The sequence below is a fragment of the Massilia niastensis DSM 21313 genome, assembly GCF_000382345.1.
GTDB lineage: Bacteria > Pseudomonadota > Gammaproteobacteria > Burkholderiales > Burkholderiaceae_D > Telluria > Telluria niastensis.
The window spans coordinates 25,263-40,996 of record NZ_KB908104.1 but is presented as its reverse complement, the minus strand read 5'-3'; the positions used below and the strand labels follow the sequence as shown (position 1 = coordinate 40,996).

At 66.7% G+C, this 15,734-nt stretch carries 12 protein-coding genes; 5 read left to right on the top strand and 7 right to left on the bottom strand.

Annotation, left to right across the window (positions count from 1 at the left end; genetic code table 11):
• Positions 1-51: 51 nt before the first annotated feature.
• From H162_RS0117135 to H162_RS0117120, 4 genes are all read left to right on the top strand, one after another.
• On the top strand, positions 52-1,014 hold the full coding sequence (locus H162_RS0117135) for a nucleoside hydrolase (protein WP_020654715.1): 963 nt from the start codon (positions 52-54) through the stop codon (positions 1,012-1,014).
• Positions 1,015-1,062: 48 nt separating this feature from the next.
• Complete coding sequence (locus H162_RS31130; protein WP_020654714.1) at positions 1,063-2,130, top strand: ThuA domain-containing protein; 1,068 nt, start codon at positions 1,063-1,065, stop codon at positions 2,128-2,130.
• An 88-nt stretch (positions 2,131-2,218) separates the two neighbouring features.
• On the top strand, positions 2,219-3,889 hold the full coding sequence (locus tag H162_RS0117125) for a sodium:solute symporter family transporter (protein WP_020654713.1): 1,671 nt from the start codon (positions 2,219-2,221) through the stop codon (positions 3,887-3,889).
• A 198-nt stretch (positions 3,890-4,087) separates the two neighbouring features.
• Positions 4,088-5,152 (top strand): UDP-glucose--hexose-1-phosphate uridylyltransferase, encoded by a 1,065-nt coding sequence (locus H162_RS0117120; protein WP_020654712.1) that lies wholly within the window; start codon positions 4,088-4,090, stop codon positions 5,150-5,152.
• Positions 5,153-5,191: 39 nt separating this feature from the next.
• Here the strand turns inward: H162_RS0117120 and H162_RS0117115 are convergent, their stop codons facing one another.
• Complete coding sequence (locus H162_RS0117115) at positions 5,192-5,830, bottom strand: pentapeptide repeat-containing protein (protein ID WP_020654711.1); 639 nt, start codon at positions 5,828-5,830, stop codon at positions 5,192-5,194.
• A gap of 50 nt (positions 5,831-5,880) precedes the next feature.
• On the bottom strand, positions 5,881-6,975 hold the full coding sequence (locus tag H162_RS0117110; protein ID WP_229452117.1) for a LacI family DNA-binding transcriptional regulator: 1,095 nt from the start codon (positions 6,973-6,975) through the stop codon (positions 5,881-5,883).
• A 213-nt stretch (positions 6,976-7,188) separates the two neighbouring features.
• On the opposite strand from H162_RS0117110, the gene H162_RS0117105 reads away from it, so the two are divergent.
• A complete protein-coding gene (locus tag H162_RS0117105) occupies positions 7,189-8,169 on the top strand; it encodes a LysR family transcriptional regulator (protein WP_020654709.1) in 981 nt (326 codons plus the stop codon).
• A 13-nt stretch (positions 8,170-8,182) separates the two neighbouring features.
• Here the strand turns inward: H162_RS0117105 and H162_RS0117100 are convergent, their stop codons facing one another.
• The 5 genes from H162_RS0117100 to H162_RS0117080 form a co-directional block, all read right to left on the bottom strand.
• On the bottom strand, positions 8,183-9,244 hold the full coding sequence (locus tag H162_RS0117100; RefSeq protein ID WP_026354765.1) for a LacI family DNA-binding transcriptional regulator: 1,062 nt from the start codon (positions 9,242-9,244) through the stop codon (positions 8,183-8,185).
• An 8-nt stretch (positions 9,245-9,252) separates the two neighbouring features.
• Positions 9,253-10,062, bottom strand: coding sequence for an NAD-dependent epimerase/dehydratase family protein (locus tag H162_RS0117095; RefSeq protein WP_020654707.1), 810 nt, complete (start codon positions 10,060-10,062; stop codon positions 9,253-9,255).
• 50 nt (positions 10,063-10,112) lie between these two features.
• Positions 10,113-11,012, bottom strand: a complete 900-nt coding sequence (locus H162_RS0117090; protein ID WP_020654706.1) for an SMP-30/gluconolactonase/LRE family protein — start codon at positions 11,010-11,012, stop codon at positions 10,113-10,115.
• The gene (locus tag H162_RS31125) at positions 11,002-12,387 is read right to left on the bottom strand and encodes an MFS transporter (RefSeq protein WP_020654705.1); all 1,386 of its coding nucleotides are present in this window, start codon (positions 12,385-12,387) and stop codon (positions 11,002-11,004) included. The genes H162_RS0117090 and H162_RS31125 overlap by 11 nt, the downstream gene beginning before the upstream one ends.
• 92 nt (positions 12,388-12,479) lie before the next feature.
• Positions 12,480-15,506: a TonB-dependent receptor domain-containing protein gene (locus tag H162_RS0117080; RefSeq protein WP_084677040.1), complete on the bottom strand. Its 3,027-nt coding sequence runs from the start codon at positions 15,504-15,506 to the stop codon at positions 12,480-12,482.
• Positions 15,507-15,734: the final 228 nt, after the last annotated feature.

Here is a 15,734-nt window from a genome sequence, read left to right as displayed (position 1 = left end):
CGGATGCCGCCCGTTATGCTGACGCCACTATAGGCTCTACTGTGGAACACGATGAAACGACGGGCACTCCTAGGCTGTATCGCGGCTGTTCCGGTACTGACGGCGTTCGCCCGGGCGCCGAAGTATATTCTTCAGCGCGCCTCGAGCCGCGTCATCATCGACAATGATTTCGCCGGCGATCCGGACGGCCTGATCGCGCTCGCGCACCAGCTGCTGTCTCCAAAGACCCGCACCGTCCTGATTACCGCGTCGCCGCTGGACCCGAAGCTGGCGGGCTTCGCGGGTATCGACCCCGCCAGGACGGCGGCATCCGGCGCGCGCGTGGCGCGCGAGATCCTGAAGCAGCTGGGATTGCGGAACGCCCCGCCCGTCGTCACGGGAGCGGAAGGGTTCGCCGGTGGCGAAGCACGCCCTAATGCTGCGGCACGGGCCATCGTCAGCGAGGCCATGCGCGACGACCCTCTGCCCCTGGTGCTGACCTGCGGGGGGCCCTTGACCAATGTCGCTGCCGCTCTCCGTCTCAATCCCGCGATTGCCGGCCGCATGACACTCGTCTGGATCGGCGGCTCCTCCGCGCCCGACGGCGGTGTCGAATACAACCTGTCGACGGATATCGAGGCGGCGCGCTTCGTCCTGGAAGAGACCGCGCTGCCGGTATGGCAGATCCAGGAAGCCGAGTACAAGCGCTTCCAGATTTCCGTTGCCGAGCTGAGCAGCTCTCTCCGTCCCATTTCGCCGGCCGCACAATGGCTGTATGACCTGTACCAGCAGCTGCCGCCGTTCGTCCAGCTCGGCGGGTCGGTCACCTTCGGCGACAGCCCGATGGTCTCGCTGACCGCGCTGGCCCCCGAGCTGACGCCGTTCACCACCCTGCCGGTCCGACGCATCCTCGACGATTCGCGCTATGGCGAGCAGCTCGCCGGCCGCCAGGTGCGGGTCTACCACTCCATCGACGTGCGCCTGAATTTCTCCGACTTCATCGCGCAGATGCGCCTGAATGGCGCGAACGGCTAGCGACCGATGTCCCCCACCCATCAACAATCTTGGCGAAACGGAGAAGACATGACCAAGCCGGCGCTCTGCTACGGGCTTCTATCCCTGCTGCTTGCCTCGACCGCAGCCATCGCGCAAACCGAAGCGATCCCCTTGTCCGACTGCCCGCTCGCCGGCCAGCGCCTGTCGGTCCACACGCCGGTGTTCGACATCCTGGCGAATCCGAAGGCCAGGGCGGCGGTCGAGCGCCTGGCGCCGGGCGTCCTCGCCGCCCTGCCTCCCGCCATCGCCGGCGCCACCCTGCCATCGCTGTCCGCCATCCTTCCCGCGCGTTTCGTGTTGAGGAACGCGGACGAGGCGACGCTTGCCGCGATCGACCAGGCCTTGCGCGCCCTTCCCCTCGGCGCGGACGACGACAGGATGCGCTGCGCCCGCTACGACGGTGCGCCGCCGCCGCCGCTGCCGGCCGCCATCGACGCGGCCGCCGCCGCGATCCGTTCGATGGCGCGCGAGAATGGCTGGCAGCTGGTGTTCACCGATCGCCCGGCCAGCTTCAACAGCCGCGACCTGGCGCGCTTCGACGCCGTCATCTGGAACAACGTCAGCGGAGACGTGCTGTCGCTCGGCCAGCGCGCTGCGTTCAAGGCCTACATCGAAGGCGGCGGCGGCTTCGTCGGCATCCATGGCAGCAGTGGCGATCCGGTGACGTTCTGGGACTGGTACGCCGACACGCTGGTCGGGGCCCGCTTCAAGGGACATCCGATGCAACCGCAGTTCCAGGAAGGACGCCTGGTCGTGGACGATACCGGCAGCGAGATCGTCGCCGGCCTGGACCGCGGCTGGACCATGTCGGAAGAATGGTATTCGTTCCACACAAGCCCGCGGGAATCCGGAGCGCGGGTCCTGGTGACGCTCGACGAGCGCAGCTACCAGCCCGTCGGTTTCACCGGCGACCTCCACATGGGCGACCACCCGATCGCATGGACGCGCTGCGTCGGCGCCGGCAGGTCCTTCTATACCGCGATCGGCCATCTACCGGAAAGCCATGTCCACCCTTCCGCAGGACGCTTGCTGAAACAGGGAATCGGATGGGCCGCGGGGCTCGGCGCGACCGGGTGCCGCGCAGGCAAGCCATAGCCGGTCACGAGGAAACCTCGCCGACGACCAGACAACCAGCAGGCCGGGACGCCGTACCCGGCCGCACAGAGACATCAAGAACATCATCATGACCCCATTCACCAGCCTCGACACCTTCGTCTTCCTCGTCTACTTCCTGCTCGTCTCCGGCTATGGCGTGTGGGTGTACCGGCGCAAGAAGAGCAGCTCCGGCAAAGCCTCCCACGACTACTTCCTGGCCGAGGGTTCGCTCACCTGGTGGGCCATCGGCGCCTCGCTGATCGCTTCCAACATCTCGGCCGAACAGTTCATCGGCATGAGCGGCTCGGGCTACCGGATCGGCATGGCGATCGCCGTGTACGAACTGATGGCGGCCGCCACCCTGGTCATCGTGGCGGTGTTCTTCATGCCGGTGTACCTGAAGAACCGCATCTACACCATGCCCCAGTTCCTCGAGCAGCGCTACGGCAAGACCGTGGCCACGACCATGGCCCTGTTCTGGCTCGGCCTGTACGTGGTGGTCAACCTGACCTCGATCCTCTACCTCGGCGCCCTGGCGATCAGCAGCATCGCCGGCCTGAACGTGTTCGCCTGCATGCTGTTCCTGGCCGTATTCGCCACCGTCATCACCCTGGGCGGCATGAAGGTCATCGGCTACACCGACGTGATCCAGGTGCTGTGCCTGGTGGTCGGCGGCCTGGTCACGACCTGGATCGCCCTCGACCTGGTGGCGGCCCTGGGCGGCGGCCAGGGCGCCATGCGCGGCGCCAGCGAACTGTTCCTGCGCGCGGGCGAGCATTTCGACATGGTGCTGGCGCGCGACAACCCCAACTACATGGACTTGCCGGGCCTGTCGACCATCATCGGCGGCATGTGGATCGTCAACCTGAACTACTGGGGCTGCAACCAGTACATCACCCAGCGCGCCCTCGGCGCCGACCTGCCGACCGCGCGCAAGGGCCTGCTGTTCGCCGCCTTCCTGAAGCTCCTGATGCCGGTGATCGTGGTCTTGCCGGGCATCGCCGCCTATGCCCTGGATAAATCCGGCGCGCTGGGCGACGCCATGCGCCAGGGCGGCGAACTGAATCCCGACCGCGCCTACCCGACCCTGCTGGCCCTGCTCCCCTCGGGCCTGAAGGGCATCGCCTTCGCGGCCCTGACCGCGGCGGTGGTCGCTTCGCTGGCCGGCAAGGCGAACAGCATCGCCACCATCTTCACGCTCGACATCTACAACAAGCATGTCAACCGCGACGCCAGCGAGAAGCGGATGGTATGGATCGGCCGCGTGACCGTGGTCGCGGCCATGGCCATCGCCGTGCTGATCGCGCCGCTGCTGGGGATCGACAAGAAAGGCGGCTTCCAGTACATCCAGGAATACACCGGCTTCGTCTCGCCGGGCATCCTGGCCATGTTCCTGCTGGGCTTCTTCTGGCGCAAGACCAGCGCGGACGCCGCGATGTTCGCGACCATCGGCGGGCTGGTGTTCTCGGTCATCCTGAAATTCCTGCCCTTCATGATGGACCTGGGCTTCCTGGCGCCGATCGGCTTCGCGGTCGACAATGGCAGCGGTGTGTATGAAATTCCCTTCCTGGACCGGATGCTGATCGTGTTCCTGGTGGTGGTCGCCGGCATGGCCCTGATCAGCACCATGGGCCAGCGCGACGGCGCCCTGAAGCGCATGCACATCGACCGCCAGCTGTTCCGGGTCGACGGCGGCTTCGCGCTCGGCTCGGCGGTGATCTGCGTCCTGCTCGCCGCCATCTACGGGACCTGGTGGTAGCACCGATCGCGTAGCGCGGCCGGACAGGCAGCCCTGGCGGCTGCCTTGTCGCTTGTGCCGTGCGGATTGGCCTTTTTGGCCGGAGCACGCTAAGCTTGGCCGTCCCGACACAGCGCAGGCCTGCGGCCAGCCGCTTGCACGCGCCGCGCTTGCTTTCGATGCAGTAATCTCTTGAATCGACATCAGAAGAGGAACCCCATGTTCAATCCCTCGGATCATCCCCACCGCCGCCATAATCCGCTGATGGGCGACTGGGTGCTGGTATCGCCGCACCGCGCCAAGCGCCCCTGGCAGGGCCAGCAGGAAGCCGTCGATCGCGAGCCCAAGCCGGCCCACGATCCGACCTGCTACCTGTGCGCCGGCAATACGCGCGTGAATGGCGAACGCAACCCGGACTACCGGGGCACCTACGTGTTCTCGAACGACTTCGCGGCCCTGACGCCGGACACGCCCGAGGCGGCACCCGGCAGCGATCCGCTGTTCCAGAACATGAGCGCACGCGGCACCAGCCGTGTCATCTGCTTCTCGCCCGATCACGGCAAGTCGCTGCCGCAGCTCGCGCTGCCGGCGATCCGGGAAGTGATCGACACCTGGTGCGCGCAAACCACCGAACTGGGCGCGACCTATCGCTGGGTCCAGGTGTTCGAGAACAAGGGCGCGGTGATGGGCTGCTCGAACCCCCATCCGCACGGGCAGATCTGGGCCACCAGCTTCCTGCCGGACCTGCCGGCCACCGAAGACCGGCAGCAGCGCGCCTATTTCGCCGAGCAAGGACGGCCGTTGCTGCTCGACGTCGTCGAGCGCGAGGCCGCGGCGCAGGAACGCGTGGTGGTCAGCACGGAGCACTGGCTCGCCGTGGTGCCCTACTGGGCCGCCTGGCCCTTCGAGACGCTGCTGCTGCCCCGCTTCCCGGTGCGGCGCCTGGAAGACCTGGACGACGCCCAGCGCGCCGACCTGGCGCTCGCGCTCAAGCGCCTGACCACCCGTTACGACAACCTGTTCCAGACCTCGTTCCCGTATTCAATGGGCTGGCACGGCGCGCCGTATTTGCCGGACGACGCCGCCCCGTGGCAGCTGCACGCCCATTTCTACCCGCCTTTGCTGCGCTCGGCCTCGGTGCGCAAGTTCATGGTCGGGTTCGAGATGCTGGCCGAGCCCCAGCGCGACCTGACGCCGGAACAGGCGGCCGCCCAGTTGCGCGCGGTATCCGAGGACGTGCACTACCTGGACGCCGCCAATCCCGGCGGTACGGGCGCGCCATGACCTGATCCGCGCGGCCGGCGTCGCCCCGGCCGCCTTGCGTCAGGCCACCAGCAGGCCCAGCTCGCGCATCAGCTCGGCCGCCTGGCGGGTCGAGATGATCGCTCCCTTGAACATGCCGGCGTTGCTCAGCCTGACGCCGGCGATGTCCGCGCCGCGCAGGTCGGCGCCGTCGAAGCGCGTATCCTTCAGGTGCGCGTGCCGGATGCTGCACTCCTCGAAGATGGCCTCGCGGAAGTCGCAGCCGGACAGGTCGGCCTCCTGGAAATCCAGTCCCACCAGGCGCGCCTTGCGGAACGACAGGCGGCGCAGGTCGGCGCCGGCCAGGCGCGAATGCTCGAACGACAGGCCCAGGTGGCCCGCCTCTTCGAAATTCGCGCCCGTCAGCTTGCATCCCGCGAAGGTGGCCGACGCCACCCTGGCGCGGCGCCAGCTGCTGTTGTTCAGGTCGCAGCCGTCGAAGCGGGCGTCGACCGCATCCGCGCTGTCGAAGTCGGCCCGGCCGCCGCGGCAGCGCTGCCACCTGCTGCGCGCCAGCTTCGCCGCGTACAAGGACGTTTCCACCAGCGAGCAGTTGCGGAACTCCACGTCCTGCAGGTCCAGGCGCGACAGGTCGGCGCCGTCGAAGTCGCAGCCATCGAAGACCAGGGCGCCGGAAGCCTGGGCGAGCAGTTCCGTCACCTCGGCGCGGGATACAGTCGTGTCGGATAGTATTGTTGGGAGAGATTTCATCAGTCACATTGAGCGGTCGAGTTCCGTACGATCAGTTCGTGCGGCAGTACATTGACATTGGAAACATCGGAACTGGCCTGGTGGCGATTCCGTACGGCCGTCACGAGCATGCGTACGGCAGCTTCCGACATCGCCCGGACCGGCTGGCGTATCGTGGTCAAGCCAGGCCACACTTGCCGCGACAGGCTCGAATCATCGAAGCCGGCTACCGATAGTTCCCCGGGAACGCGTACTCCAAGCTCATGCGCAGTGTGCAGGACACCGGCGGCCATGTCGTCATTACTCGCAAAGATGGCGGTCGGTCGATCCGGCCGCGCCAGCAGGAGCCTGCCGCATTCCTGGCCGGTCTCGAAGGTGAATGCGCCCTGGACGATCAGGCCCTGCTCGACCGGCAAGCCGTGCTCGCGGTGCGCATCGAGAAAGCCTTCGAACCGCAGGCTGGCGGCCCCGTGCGCCTCGGGTCCCTTGATGAAAGCGATGCGTCGATGGCCCTGCGCGATCAGGAAGTCCGTCAGCTCGCGGCTCGCCCGCCGATGGTCCATCGTCACCACGGGGCCCGGCCGCGAGGTATCGCGCGGCGAAATCCTGGCGTAGTCGACCTCGGTCAGCTCGAGCGCATCGAGCAAGGGCGCCAGGTCGCTCAAAGGCGGTGCGATGACGACGCCGCTCAAGCGCCGTTCCTTGACGAACGCCACCACATCCTCGACCATGCGGCTGCTGTCCAGCTTGGCCGGAAACAGTATCAAGCTGTAGCCCAGTTGCTCGCATGCATACAGCGCCCCCTCCTGCAAACTGACGAGGTAGCTGTCGCTGGGATTGTCGTACAACAATGCGATCAGATAGGCCCGGCTTCCAGCCAGGTTGCGGGCGGAGAGATTGGGACGGTAGTTCAATTCCAGTATCGCTTGCTGGACGGCGCGCGTGGTTTCCACCCTGACGTTTGGCTCCGCATTCACCACGCGCGATACCGTCTTGGTCGACACGCCGGCCAAGGCGGCGACGTCCTCGATCGTGACCGAACCACGACCGGCCTGGCGCGACTTCCTGCTTGCGGGCCCTTCGAGGGGCACTTGATCTTCAAGGCTATCTGGCACAGCAATTCTCATCCATATTGACCGTCACTCCTCCATCGACAGCGTCCCCGCAAAGGCTGGCGCAGCCTGGGTGGATTCCCGCGAGGCGCCGCAGGGCCGGCACGCAACATTTTCTCATAATTCGTTGACAGCGCTGACATCCGTGGGTATCTTTTGCATCACCTGGAAATGTCAGCGCTGTCATATATCCAGGAAAGACACCAGGAGACCCCCATGCGTTTCAACCGCCTTGACCTCAACCTGCTCGTGGCCCTCGACGTGCTGCTCAGCGAAAAGAGCATCACCCGCAGTGCGAAGCGCCTCAACCTGAGCCAGTCCGCAACCAGTGGCGTCCTGGCCCGGCTGCGCGACTATTTCAAGGACGAACTGCTGGTATCGGTCGGCCGCAATCTCACCCTCACACCGCTGGCCGTCAGCCTGAGCGAACCGGTCCGGAGCGTACTGCTCCAGATCCAGGCGACCATTGAAATCAAGCCCGTGTTCGATCCGCAGACCGCGCAACGCGCATTCCGCATCCTCGCTTCCGACTATGTCTCGACCGTCGTGCTGGGGGAACTGGGCCGCCGCGTCGGCGCGATCGCGCCCGGCATCATGCTCGACATTCTGCCCACCACGCCGAACGCGATGGAGCAGCTCGAGCGCGGCGAAGTCGACCTGGTGATCCTGCCCAGGAAATTCACGTCCGACTTGCAACCGACCGAACTGCTGTTCGAAGACACCTATACGTGCATCGTCTGGAGCGGCAACGACGTCGTGGGCGAGACCCTGCCGCTGGACCAGTACATGGGCCTGGGCCACGTGTCTTCCCGCTTCGGCAATGCGATCGCCAGCTTCGAGCAGTGCTTCCTGAAAGAGAGCGGCTACGACCGGCGCATCGAGGTCACGACCACCAACTTTACGAGCATCCCGCACTTCGTGATCGGCACCAACCGGATCGCGACGATGCACACCCGCCTGGCGCATGCGCTGGCCCGCTATTACCCGATCCGCCTGGTCGCGCCGCCATTGCCCATCCCGACCGTGGACATGTGCATGCAATGGAACCGCTTCCTCGACCAGGATCCGGCGCACCTGTGGCTGCGCGCCCTGCTGGTCGAGGTGGCCAGCGCGGAGCCGGCCGGCGCCGCATCCGGCGCCCCGCCGCTCGCCGCGTCCCGGGAACGCGCGCGCCCGCGCCTGGCGGCCTGCGCCTGACACGGAAAGCGGGTCAGATGGTCGCCCGCTCGACGATCGTGAAGCCGATATCGCGCACCGGATCGGCAACCTGGCGTCCGGCGATCCGCTCCAGGATGAAGTGCGCGGCGGTCTCCCCGATCACGTTGCCGTCGATGCGCACCGTGGTCAGCGCCGGATGCACGTCGCGCGAGAATCCCTGGTCGCCCATCCCGATCACGCCCAGCCGGTCCGGAATCGCAATGCCCTGGGCCTGCGCCTCGTGGAGCACGCCCATGGCGAGCATGTCCGAGCTGCAGAACACGGCGTCGATATCGGGATGCTCGGCCAGCAGCGCCCGCAACCCGCTTCGTCCCAGTCCCACGGTGGTCGGCGCCGGCACATGGAAGGTCGGCACCTGGCCGCCCGGCCCGGCCATCTTCAGCGCCTGGGCAGTCTGGATGAATGCATTCGTGCGCTGGCGCGCGCGTTCGTCGCCGGCGCCGATGACGGCCACCCGGCGCCGTCCCCGCCCATGCAGGTAGGCGGCGACCGCGCTGCCGAGCTTGGTGTGCGAAAAACCCACCAGCATGTCGATCGGCGTCGGCGTGTAGTCCCAGGTCTCCACGACCGGGATGCCGCTTGCGATCAGCCGCCGCCTTGCCAGCGGGGAGCGCGACACGCCGGTCAGCACCACCCCATCGGCACGGCGCCCGATGATCGCTTCCAGCAGCTCGTCCTCGCGCGAATCCGCATAGCCGCTCTGCCCCAGCATCAGCTGGTAGCCGGCGGCGGCGAGCGCGTTGGTCAGGGCCTCGATCATCTCCGGGAACACCGGACTGGAAATGGTGGGAACCACCGCCGCCACCAGCCGGGTCTGGCGCGACGCCAGGCCGCCGGCCAGGATGTTCGGCACATAGCCCGTGCGCTCGACCGCGTCGCGCACGCGCGCCAGGATCTCCGGCGACACCGCGTCCGGGGTGTTCAGCGCGCGCGAGGCCGTGATCGGGGCCACCCCGGCCAGCTTGGCCACGTCGCGCAAGGTTAGGCCGCCGTGCCGGCGGCGGCGCCGCACGGTCTCCTGCGGCGCTGCGGTAGCACTTGGATTCTCGCTCATGGGAATGCTCAGGATGGGTACTTGGGCCCGTTCATCAGGAATGCCCCGCCCTGGTGCGTGAGCGTGATGTCCTCGGGATCCGACCAATCGGGCGTCTCCGGAATCAGGTGCGCGAACTCGCTCGAGCCCTGGGTCGGCCGGTAGGCCAGGTGGCGCGAGTGGCGGTCGTCCCACCAGCGGCCCGGATTGTCCGAGACGCCGAAGGCGATGGTGTGGCCCACGCGCGGCGTCACCAGCGAGCGGCGCAGCAGCTGCACCAGGTCGTCGAGCCCGAGCCAGGTGAGCATCTGGCGATAGGTGGTCGGCTCCGGGAAGCAGTAGCCGATGCGCAGGCATACCGTCTCGATGCCGAACCGGTCCCAGTAATAGCGCGACAGCTGTTCGCCGAAGACCTTCGATACGCCGTAGTAGCCGTCGGGCCGGGTCGGCATCGTGGCGTCGACGCTGTCGGTGGTCTTGTACATGCCCATCGTGTGGTTGGTGCTGGCAAACACCACGCGCCGGATGCCCAGCTTGTGCACCGCCTCGTACAGGTTGACCATCCCCAGGATGTTGCCCTGCATGATGGGCTCGAAGGCCTGCTCGGTCGAGACGCCGCCGAAGTGCAGGATGGCTTCCACCCCTTCGCACATCCGGAAGACCTGGTCGCGATTCGAGAGGTCGCACCGGACCACTTCTTCGCCGGGGCCGGCGGGTCCGATGTCCGCCATGTCGGCCAGGCGCACGATGTCGGCGAATTCATGGAGGCGTTCGCGCAGGCGCTGGCCGAGATTGCCCGCGGCGCCGGTGAACAGGATGCGTTTGAATGGTTTCGTCATCGGTCGAATGTCACAATAATAAAAATAATGATACTGCAGGCCGGTCGCGCTCAGGCGGCGAACGGGGTTTCCGCCAGGCCGCTCACTCCCGGCCGCACCAGCAGCACGGCGCCCGGGAAGCCGGCGGCATCCTTCGGGCCGGCCGGGCTTGCGGGATTGATCGAGGTGACCAGCAGCGTGTCGAGATCCGGGCCACCGAAGCTGCACATCGATGGCTTGGCCATGGGCAGCGCAATCTCGCGATCGAGCACGCCTTCCGGGGTAAAGCGCAACAGCAGGCCGGCGTCGTTGGCGGCGGTCCAGTAGCAGCTGTCGCTGTCGATCGCTGCCCCGTCCGGCCGGCCGGGATACCCGTTCATGTCGACGAACGGGCGGCGGCCATGCGGCATGCCGGCATCCACATCGTAGTCGAAGGCCCAGACCAGCTGGCGCGAAGGATGCGAATCGGACAGGTACATGGTGCGGCCATCCGGCGACCAGGCCAGGCCGTTCTGCGTGACCAGTTCCGACACGACCGGCGCCGACAATCCTTCGGCGGCGTCGTAGCGGTACAGCCGGCCGTCGGCGCGCGCCAGGGACATGTCCATGACCATGGTGCCGGCCCAGAAGCGTCCCTGGCGGTCGCAGCGACCGTCGTTGAAGCGCATGCCCGGTCCCAGTTCCGCCGGCGCGGCGAGCAGCTGCGCCGCCACCGCATCGTCCGCGCCCAGTTCCAGCCTGAACACGCCGCTTTCCATGCCGGCGATGAAGCCGCCGCCGCTGGCGACGGCGATGCAGGCGACCATCTCCGGCGTACTCCAGCAGCGCAGCGCCCCGCTGACGCCATCCAGGCGCCAGATCCGGCGGGCCGTGATGTCGACCCAATACCACGCGCTCTCCAGTGCGTTCCACACCGGGCTTTCGCCCACCGCGCAGTTGAGTGCGCCGATACGTTCGATCTCAGCCTGCATTTGCCAGCTCCGTGGGCAGGGTTGGGGCCTCCTGGGCCGGGACCAGCAGCTTGATCGCGCCCCAGGCCACCAGGTAGGCCGTCGCGCAGATGCTGAACATGATCATGTAGCCGGTCTGGATCCGGCCCAGCGCGCCGTAGTGGTCGAACAGTGCGCCGCCCAGCTTGGTCATCAGGACCGCGCCGATGCCGCCCGCCAGGCCGCCGACGCCGACCACCGAGGCCACGCTGTGCTTCGGGAACAGGTCCGAGGTCGTGGTGAACAGGTTGCAGGACCAGGCCTGGTGGGCCGAGGCGCCGATGCCGATCAGGATCACCGGCAGCCAGTAGCTGATGGCGCCCAGCGGCTGGGCCAGCAGCACCACCAGCGGGATCAGGGCAATGCGCAGCATCGCTTTCATGCGGGCGTCGAACGGGCGGTCGCCGCGCCTGATGAAGACCGAGGGCCACCAGCCGCCGGCGATGCTGCCGACCATGGTCATGCTGTACACCACCGTCAGCGGCAGGACCATCTCGGTGGCGCTGATGTGGTAGGTGCTGGACAGGTATTTCGGCAGCCAGAACAGGAAGAACCACCAGACGCCGTCGGTCAGGAACTTCCCGGCCGTGAAGGCCCAGGTCTGGCGCTGGCGCAGCAGCTCGGACCAGGAGGCCTTGCGTGCGGGCGCCGGCGTGGCTTGCGGCTCCTCGCCGGCGTCGCCCTGGATGTACGCGAGCTCGGCCTTGCCCAGGCGCCGCTGGCGCGCGGGCTCGTCGAACAGCACGCCCCAGAACACCATCCAGACCAGGCCGATGGCGCCGATCCAGATGAAGGCGGATTGCCAGCCCCACAGGACGGCCATGATCGGCACCGTGAGCGGCGCCAGGATCGCGCCGATGTTGGCGCCGGAATTGAAAATGCCGGTCGCGAAGGAGCGCTCGGACTTCGGGAAATACTCGGCGGTGGCCTTGATCGCCGCCGGGAAGTTGCCCGCTTCCCCGATCGCCAGGATGGCGCGCGCCACGATGAAGCCGGCGACCGAGACCGGCACCGCGGCCAGGCCGATGGTGGCGAACACGCTGTTGACGGCTTCGCCGAGCGTGATCGCATAGGCATGCGCGACCGCGCCGAGCGACCAGACCAGGATCGCCAGCTGGTAGGAATGCCTGGTGCCGAGGCGGTCCACGACGCGTCCGGCGAACAGCATCGAGATGGCGTAGATGAACTGGAAGGCGGCCGCGATGTTGGCGTAGTCGGTGTTCGACCAGCCGAATTCCTGCGACAGCATCGGGGCCAGCAGGCTGAGGACTTGCCGGTCGAGGTAGTTGATGGTGGTTGCGAAGAACAGGAGGGCGCAGATGGTCCACCTGTAGTTGCCGATAGCATTGCGTGTCATGGTCGGGCCTGTTCCTTGTATGTGTGCTGACATGCTTCAGCGGCGGCCGGCGTTTCCACGCCGGCCGCCGCAGGTACTTTCCTTCCCTGCCCTTAGTCGAAGCTGACGCGCAGGCCCAGCTTGTAGGTGCGTCCCATCAGGTCGTAGTAGGCATTGTTGTTGGCGGGATTGGGCGGATCGCGGTCGAAGGCGTTATCGACCGTGAAGAACAGCTCGCGCCGGCCATTGGTGCCGAAGTCGTAGCTGGCGCCCAGGTTCACGTAGGTCATCGACGGGATCATGTTGTTGTCGATGCTGTTGCCCAGGGTCGGGCTGTAGGCAGGATCGTCAGGTCCGATGAAGCCGTTGTTCTGGTGGCTGCGGCTGATATGGCGCACCTGGACGTTGGCCATCAGGCGCTTCAGGCGGTAGCTGAGCGAGGCGTTGGCCGTCCATTTCGGCAGCCCGGCCGGACCGCCAAAGCCTGCACCAGTCTGCCCCGCACGATTGATCCCCTCCGGGAACAAGGCCGAGATATCGGTCGAGGTCCAGTATTCGAACGTCCGGGTGGCCTGCAGGTTCAGGTTCAGGGTGCCCGCCAGGTTCCCGTTCAGTTCCTTCATCGGCTGGGTATAGGACGCCTGCAGGTCGACGCCGTCGGTGCGGAAGCTGGCCACGTTGGCGGAGTTGCTGGCGACACGGGTGATCGCGCCGCGTACCGGATCGTTGTTGGCGAAGGTGATCTGCGAGCAGTACGGCGAGGACGGGTTCAGCACGCCGCCGGCCAGGCAGCTGTCGACCACGGCCTGGGCCGCACTGGTGCCGATCGCGTCGTTGATGCGGATGCGGTAGTAATCCGCCGACATGCTCAGGCGCTTCAGCGAGCTGGGCTGGAAGACCACGCCGAACGTGGTGGTGTTGGAGATTTCCGGCTTCAGGTCGGCGTTGCCGCCTGCGGTGCCCTGCGTGTTATAGCTGTTGTTGAAGGCCGCACGCGGGTCGCGCACGGTTGGCAGCGGGACCGCCGGCGTGGTCGGGGTGTACAGCTCACCGAGGTTAGGCGCCCGGATATCGCGCGAACGGGTGCCGCGCAGGCGGAAATCCGCCATCGGTTCCCAGCTCAGGCCGCCTTTCCACGTGGTCACCCCACCCGAGGTGCTGTAATCGGTGCGGCGCACCGCGGCATTGAAGTCCAGCGACTTGGCCAGCATCAGATGCCTGGCCAGCGGGACGATGGTTTCCAGATAGGCTTCCTTCACGTTGTAGCTCGCGTGCGGCTGTGCCACAGGCGCGCGCGCCGACCAGCCGCCTGCCTGGGAGATCGGATCCACGGTCGTTTCGAGTTCCTCCTTGCGGAAGTCCAGGCCGGTACCGACCGAGACCGGGCCAGCCCAGGTCGAGAGCGGTTCACCCTGCAGGCTGAACGATGCTTCGTGCAGCTTGCTGATCGTCTGCGAGCTGGCAGTGCCGAAGATGTAGGCATAGGCAGCCTCGGAGCCGCTGGCCCGGCCCAGGATGTTGACCGGGGAGCAGCCATTGCCCGGCGTCGTCAGCGTGGAGCGGCAGACGACCGAGCCCAGCGGCAGTCCCGACGTGCCCACGTTGGCGGCCGTCACCTGCACGGCGTCGATGGCACGCATGAAATTGGGATTGTTGTGGACCTTGCTGATGTCGTAATCGACGACGCTCTTGCCGCTCTGGACATAGGCATCCCACTTCCAGCTGCCGCCGGCGTTGCCGCGCACACCGGCGAGCAGGCGGGACGTGGTGGCGCGGGTATCGATCACGGAAGGGCCGAAATCATTGCCCATGTAACCGATCGCCAGGCCGCTGTCGGTGAGCAGCGCGCGCTGCGCATCGGTCAGTGCGTTGTTCAGGTAATAGTTATCTCGCCTGAACGTCAAGGCCGGCCCCATGCCGCCGCCATCGCGCCGTTGCGGACCGATATTCGTCGAGTGCAGCCTTGCGTACAGCGGCTCGACATAGGCCGTCACGTTATCGCTCAGCTTGTAGGTGACATGGCTGAGGAAGTTAGCGCGCTCGATAGCCGCACGCAATTGCTGGTAGTTCAAGGCGTTGGTGCCGCCCGCCATGAACGACACACCCGGGAACTGGCCGTAGTCGAAGGGCGCAGTGGTGGTGGAGCCATTGGCGTTCGGCACGAAGGTCAGCCCGCGCAGTGCGGCGGGATTGCTGTTCGACTGGCTGATCAATCCACCCGGCGCGATATTCGCGAACCTCGCATTCGGCCGGATCACGTTGGCCGCCACACCGGCCGGGCGTGGATTTGGCACCGCCAGCACCTCCCAGCTGTTCGCGCCCCAGGCACGCTTGGTGTTGAAGATGTCGGTGCCGTCATTGTCGTTGTATTCCGCGCCGGCCACGATATGGCCCCGGCCACCGGCGAACGAGGTGCCGCCGGTCACACTGACGAACTTGTCGCGCGCATCGTGGTAGCGGGTCTGGCCGCCCTGCACGGTCGCCTTGACGCCCTCCATCGCGTCGTCGATCACCATGTTGACCACGCCGGCGACCGCGTCCGAGCCGTAGGCTGCCGATGCGCCGCCGGTGACCACGTCGACATTCCGCAGGATACCGGTCGGGACGATGCTCAGGTCGGTCGTGCCGCTGGTCCTCGAATCCGGGAAGATGGTCTTGGGCAGGCGCGCGCGGTTCAGCAGCACCATGGTGCGCACCGGCGTGAGGCCGCGCAGGTTGGCCAGGATCGAACCGTTGTTGCCGATACCGCCGGATGAAGGCGTGTTGGAAGCGCGGAAGGCCGGCATCTCATTGAGGAGGTCGCCGATATTGACGGTGGCGCGCTGCTCCAGGGTCGCCGCGCCCACGGTCGTGGTCGGGGTGGGCGCCGCATAGCCGGCGCGATCGATACGCGATGCGGAAACGACCACGGACTGCATCGGCACAGGGGCCGGGGCTGCACTCTCGGCCGGCGTCAGTGCCGGCGCCGGTGCCGCGGATGCGGCGCCGTCGGCCGGGGCCTCGACTGGCGCCGCCGGGACGGCGTTGTCCGTTTGCGCATGAACCGGCGCGGCCAGCGCCAGCATGCCGAGCGCCGCCAGGGCGGAATGGATGGCGATGACGGAACACTTCACTGCCGGGCGGGACGAATGACCTTGCATGTTTTCTCCTCCAATAGCACTGCTGTTTTAAATTCTTTGGTGTGCGGAGCTGGGTGTATCAGCGCGCGCAGTCGGTACGAGGAAATCCAGTGAGCGGGATCGACTTCACGATTTCGGCGGTACCGGTACCATCACCGGATTGAAGAGATGCTATTCCCCTGGGCAAGCATGTGTCCAATCGATAAATCGGATTCGGAGGATTGGAGAATCAGATACATGGCTGCCGGG

Bases quoted from the DNA above. Each gene is read 5' to 3' on its own strand.
- H162_RS0117120 (WP_020654712.1), top strand. From the start codon at position 4,088: ATGTTCAATCCCTCGGATCATCCCCACCGCCGCCATAATCCGCTGATG.
- H162_RS0117080 (WP_084677040.1), bottom strand. From the start codon at position 15,506: ATGCAAGGTCATTCGTCCCGCCCGGCAGTGAAGTGTTCCGTCATCGCC.
- H162_RS0117105 (WP_020654709.1), top strand. From the start codon at position 7,189: ATGCGTTTCAACCGCCTTGACCTCAACCTGCTCGTGGCCCTCGACGTG.
- H162_RS0117135 (WP_020654715.1), top strand. From the start codon at position 52: ATGAAACGACGGGCACTCCTAGGCTGTATCGCGGCTGTTCCGGTACTG.
- H162_RS31130 (WP_020654714.1), top strand. From the start codon at position 1,063: ATGACCAAGCCGGCGCTCTGCTACGGGCTTCTATCCCTGCTGCTTGCC.
- H162_RS0117125 (WP_020654713.1), top strand. From the start codon at position 2,219: ATGACCCCATTCACCAGCCTCGACACCTTCGTCTTCCTCGTCTACTTC.
- H162_RS31125 (WP_020654705.1), bottom strand. From the start codon at position 12,387: ATGACACGCAATGCTATCGGCAACTACAGGTGGACCATCTGCGCCCTC.
- H162_RS0117090 (WP_020654706.1), bottom strand. From the start codon at position 11,012: ATGCAGGCTGAGATCGAACGTATCGGCGCACTCAACTGCGCGGTGGGC.
- H162_RS0117095 (WP_020654707.1), bottom strand. From the start codon at position 10,062: ATGACGAAACCATTCAAACGCATCCTGTTCACCGGCGCCGCGGGCAAT.
- H162_RS0117100 (WP_026354765.1), bottom strand. From the start codon at position 9,244: ATGAGCGAGAATCCAAGTGCTACCGCAGCGCCGCAGGAGACCGTGCGG.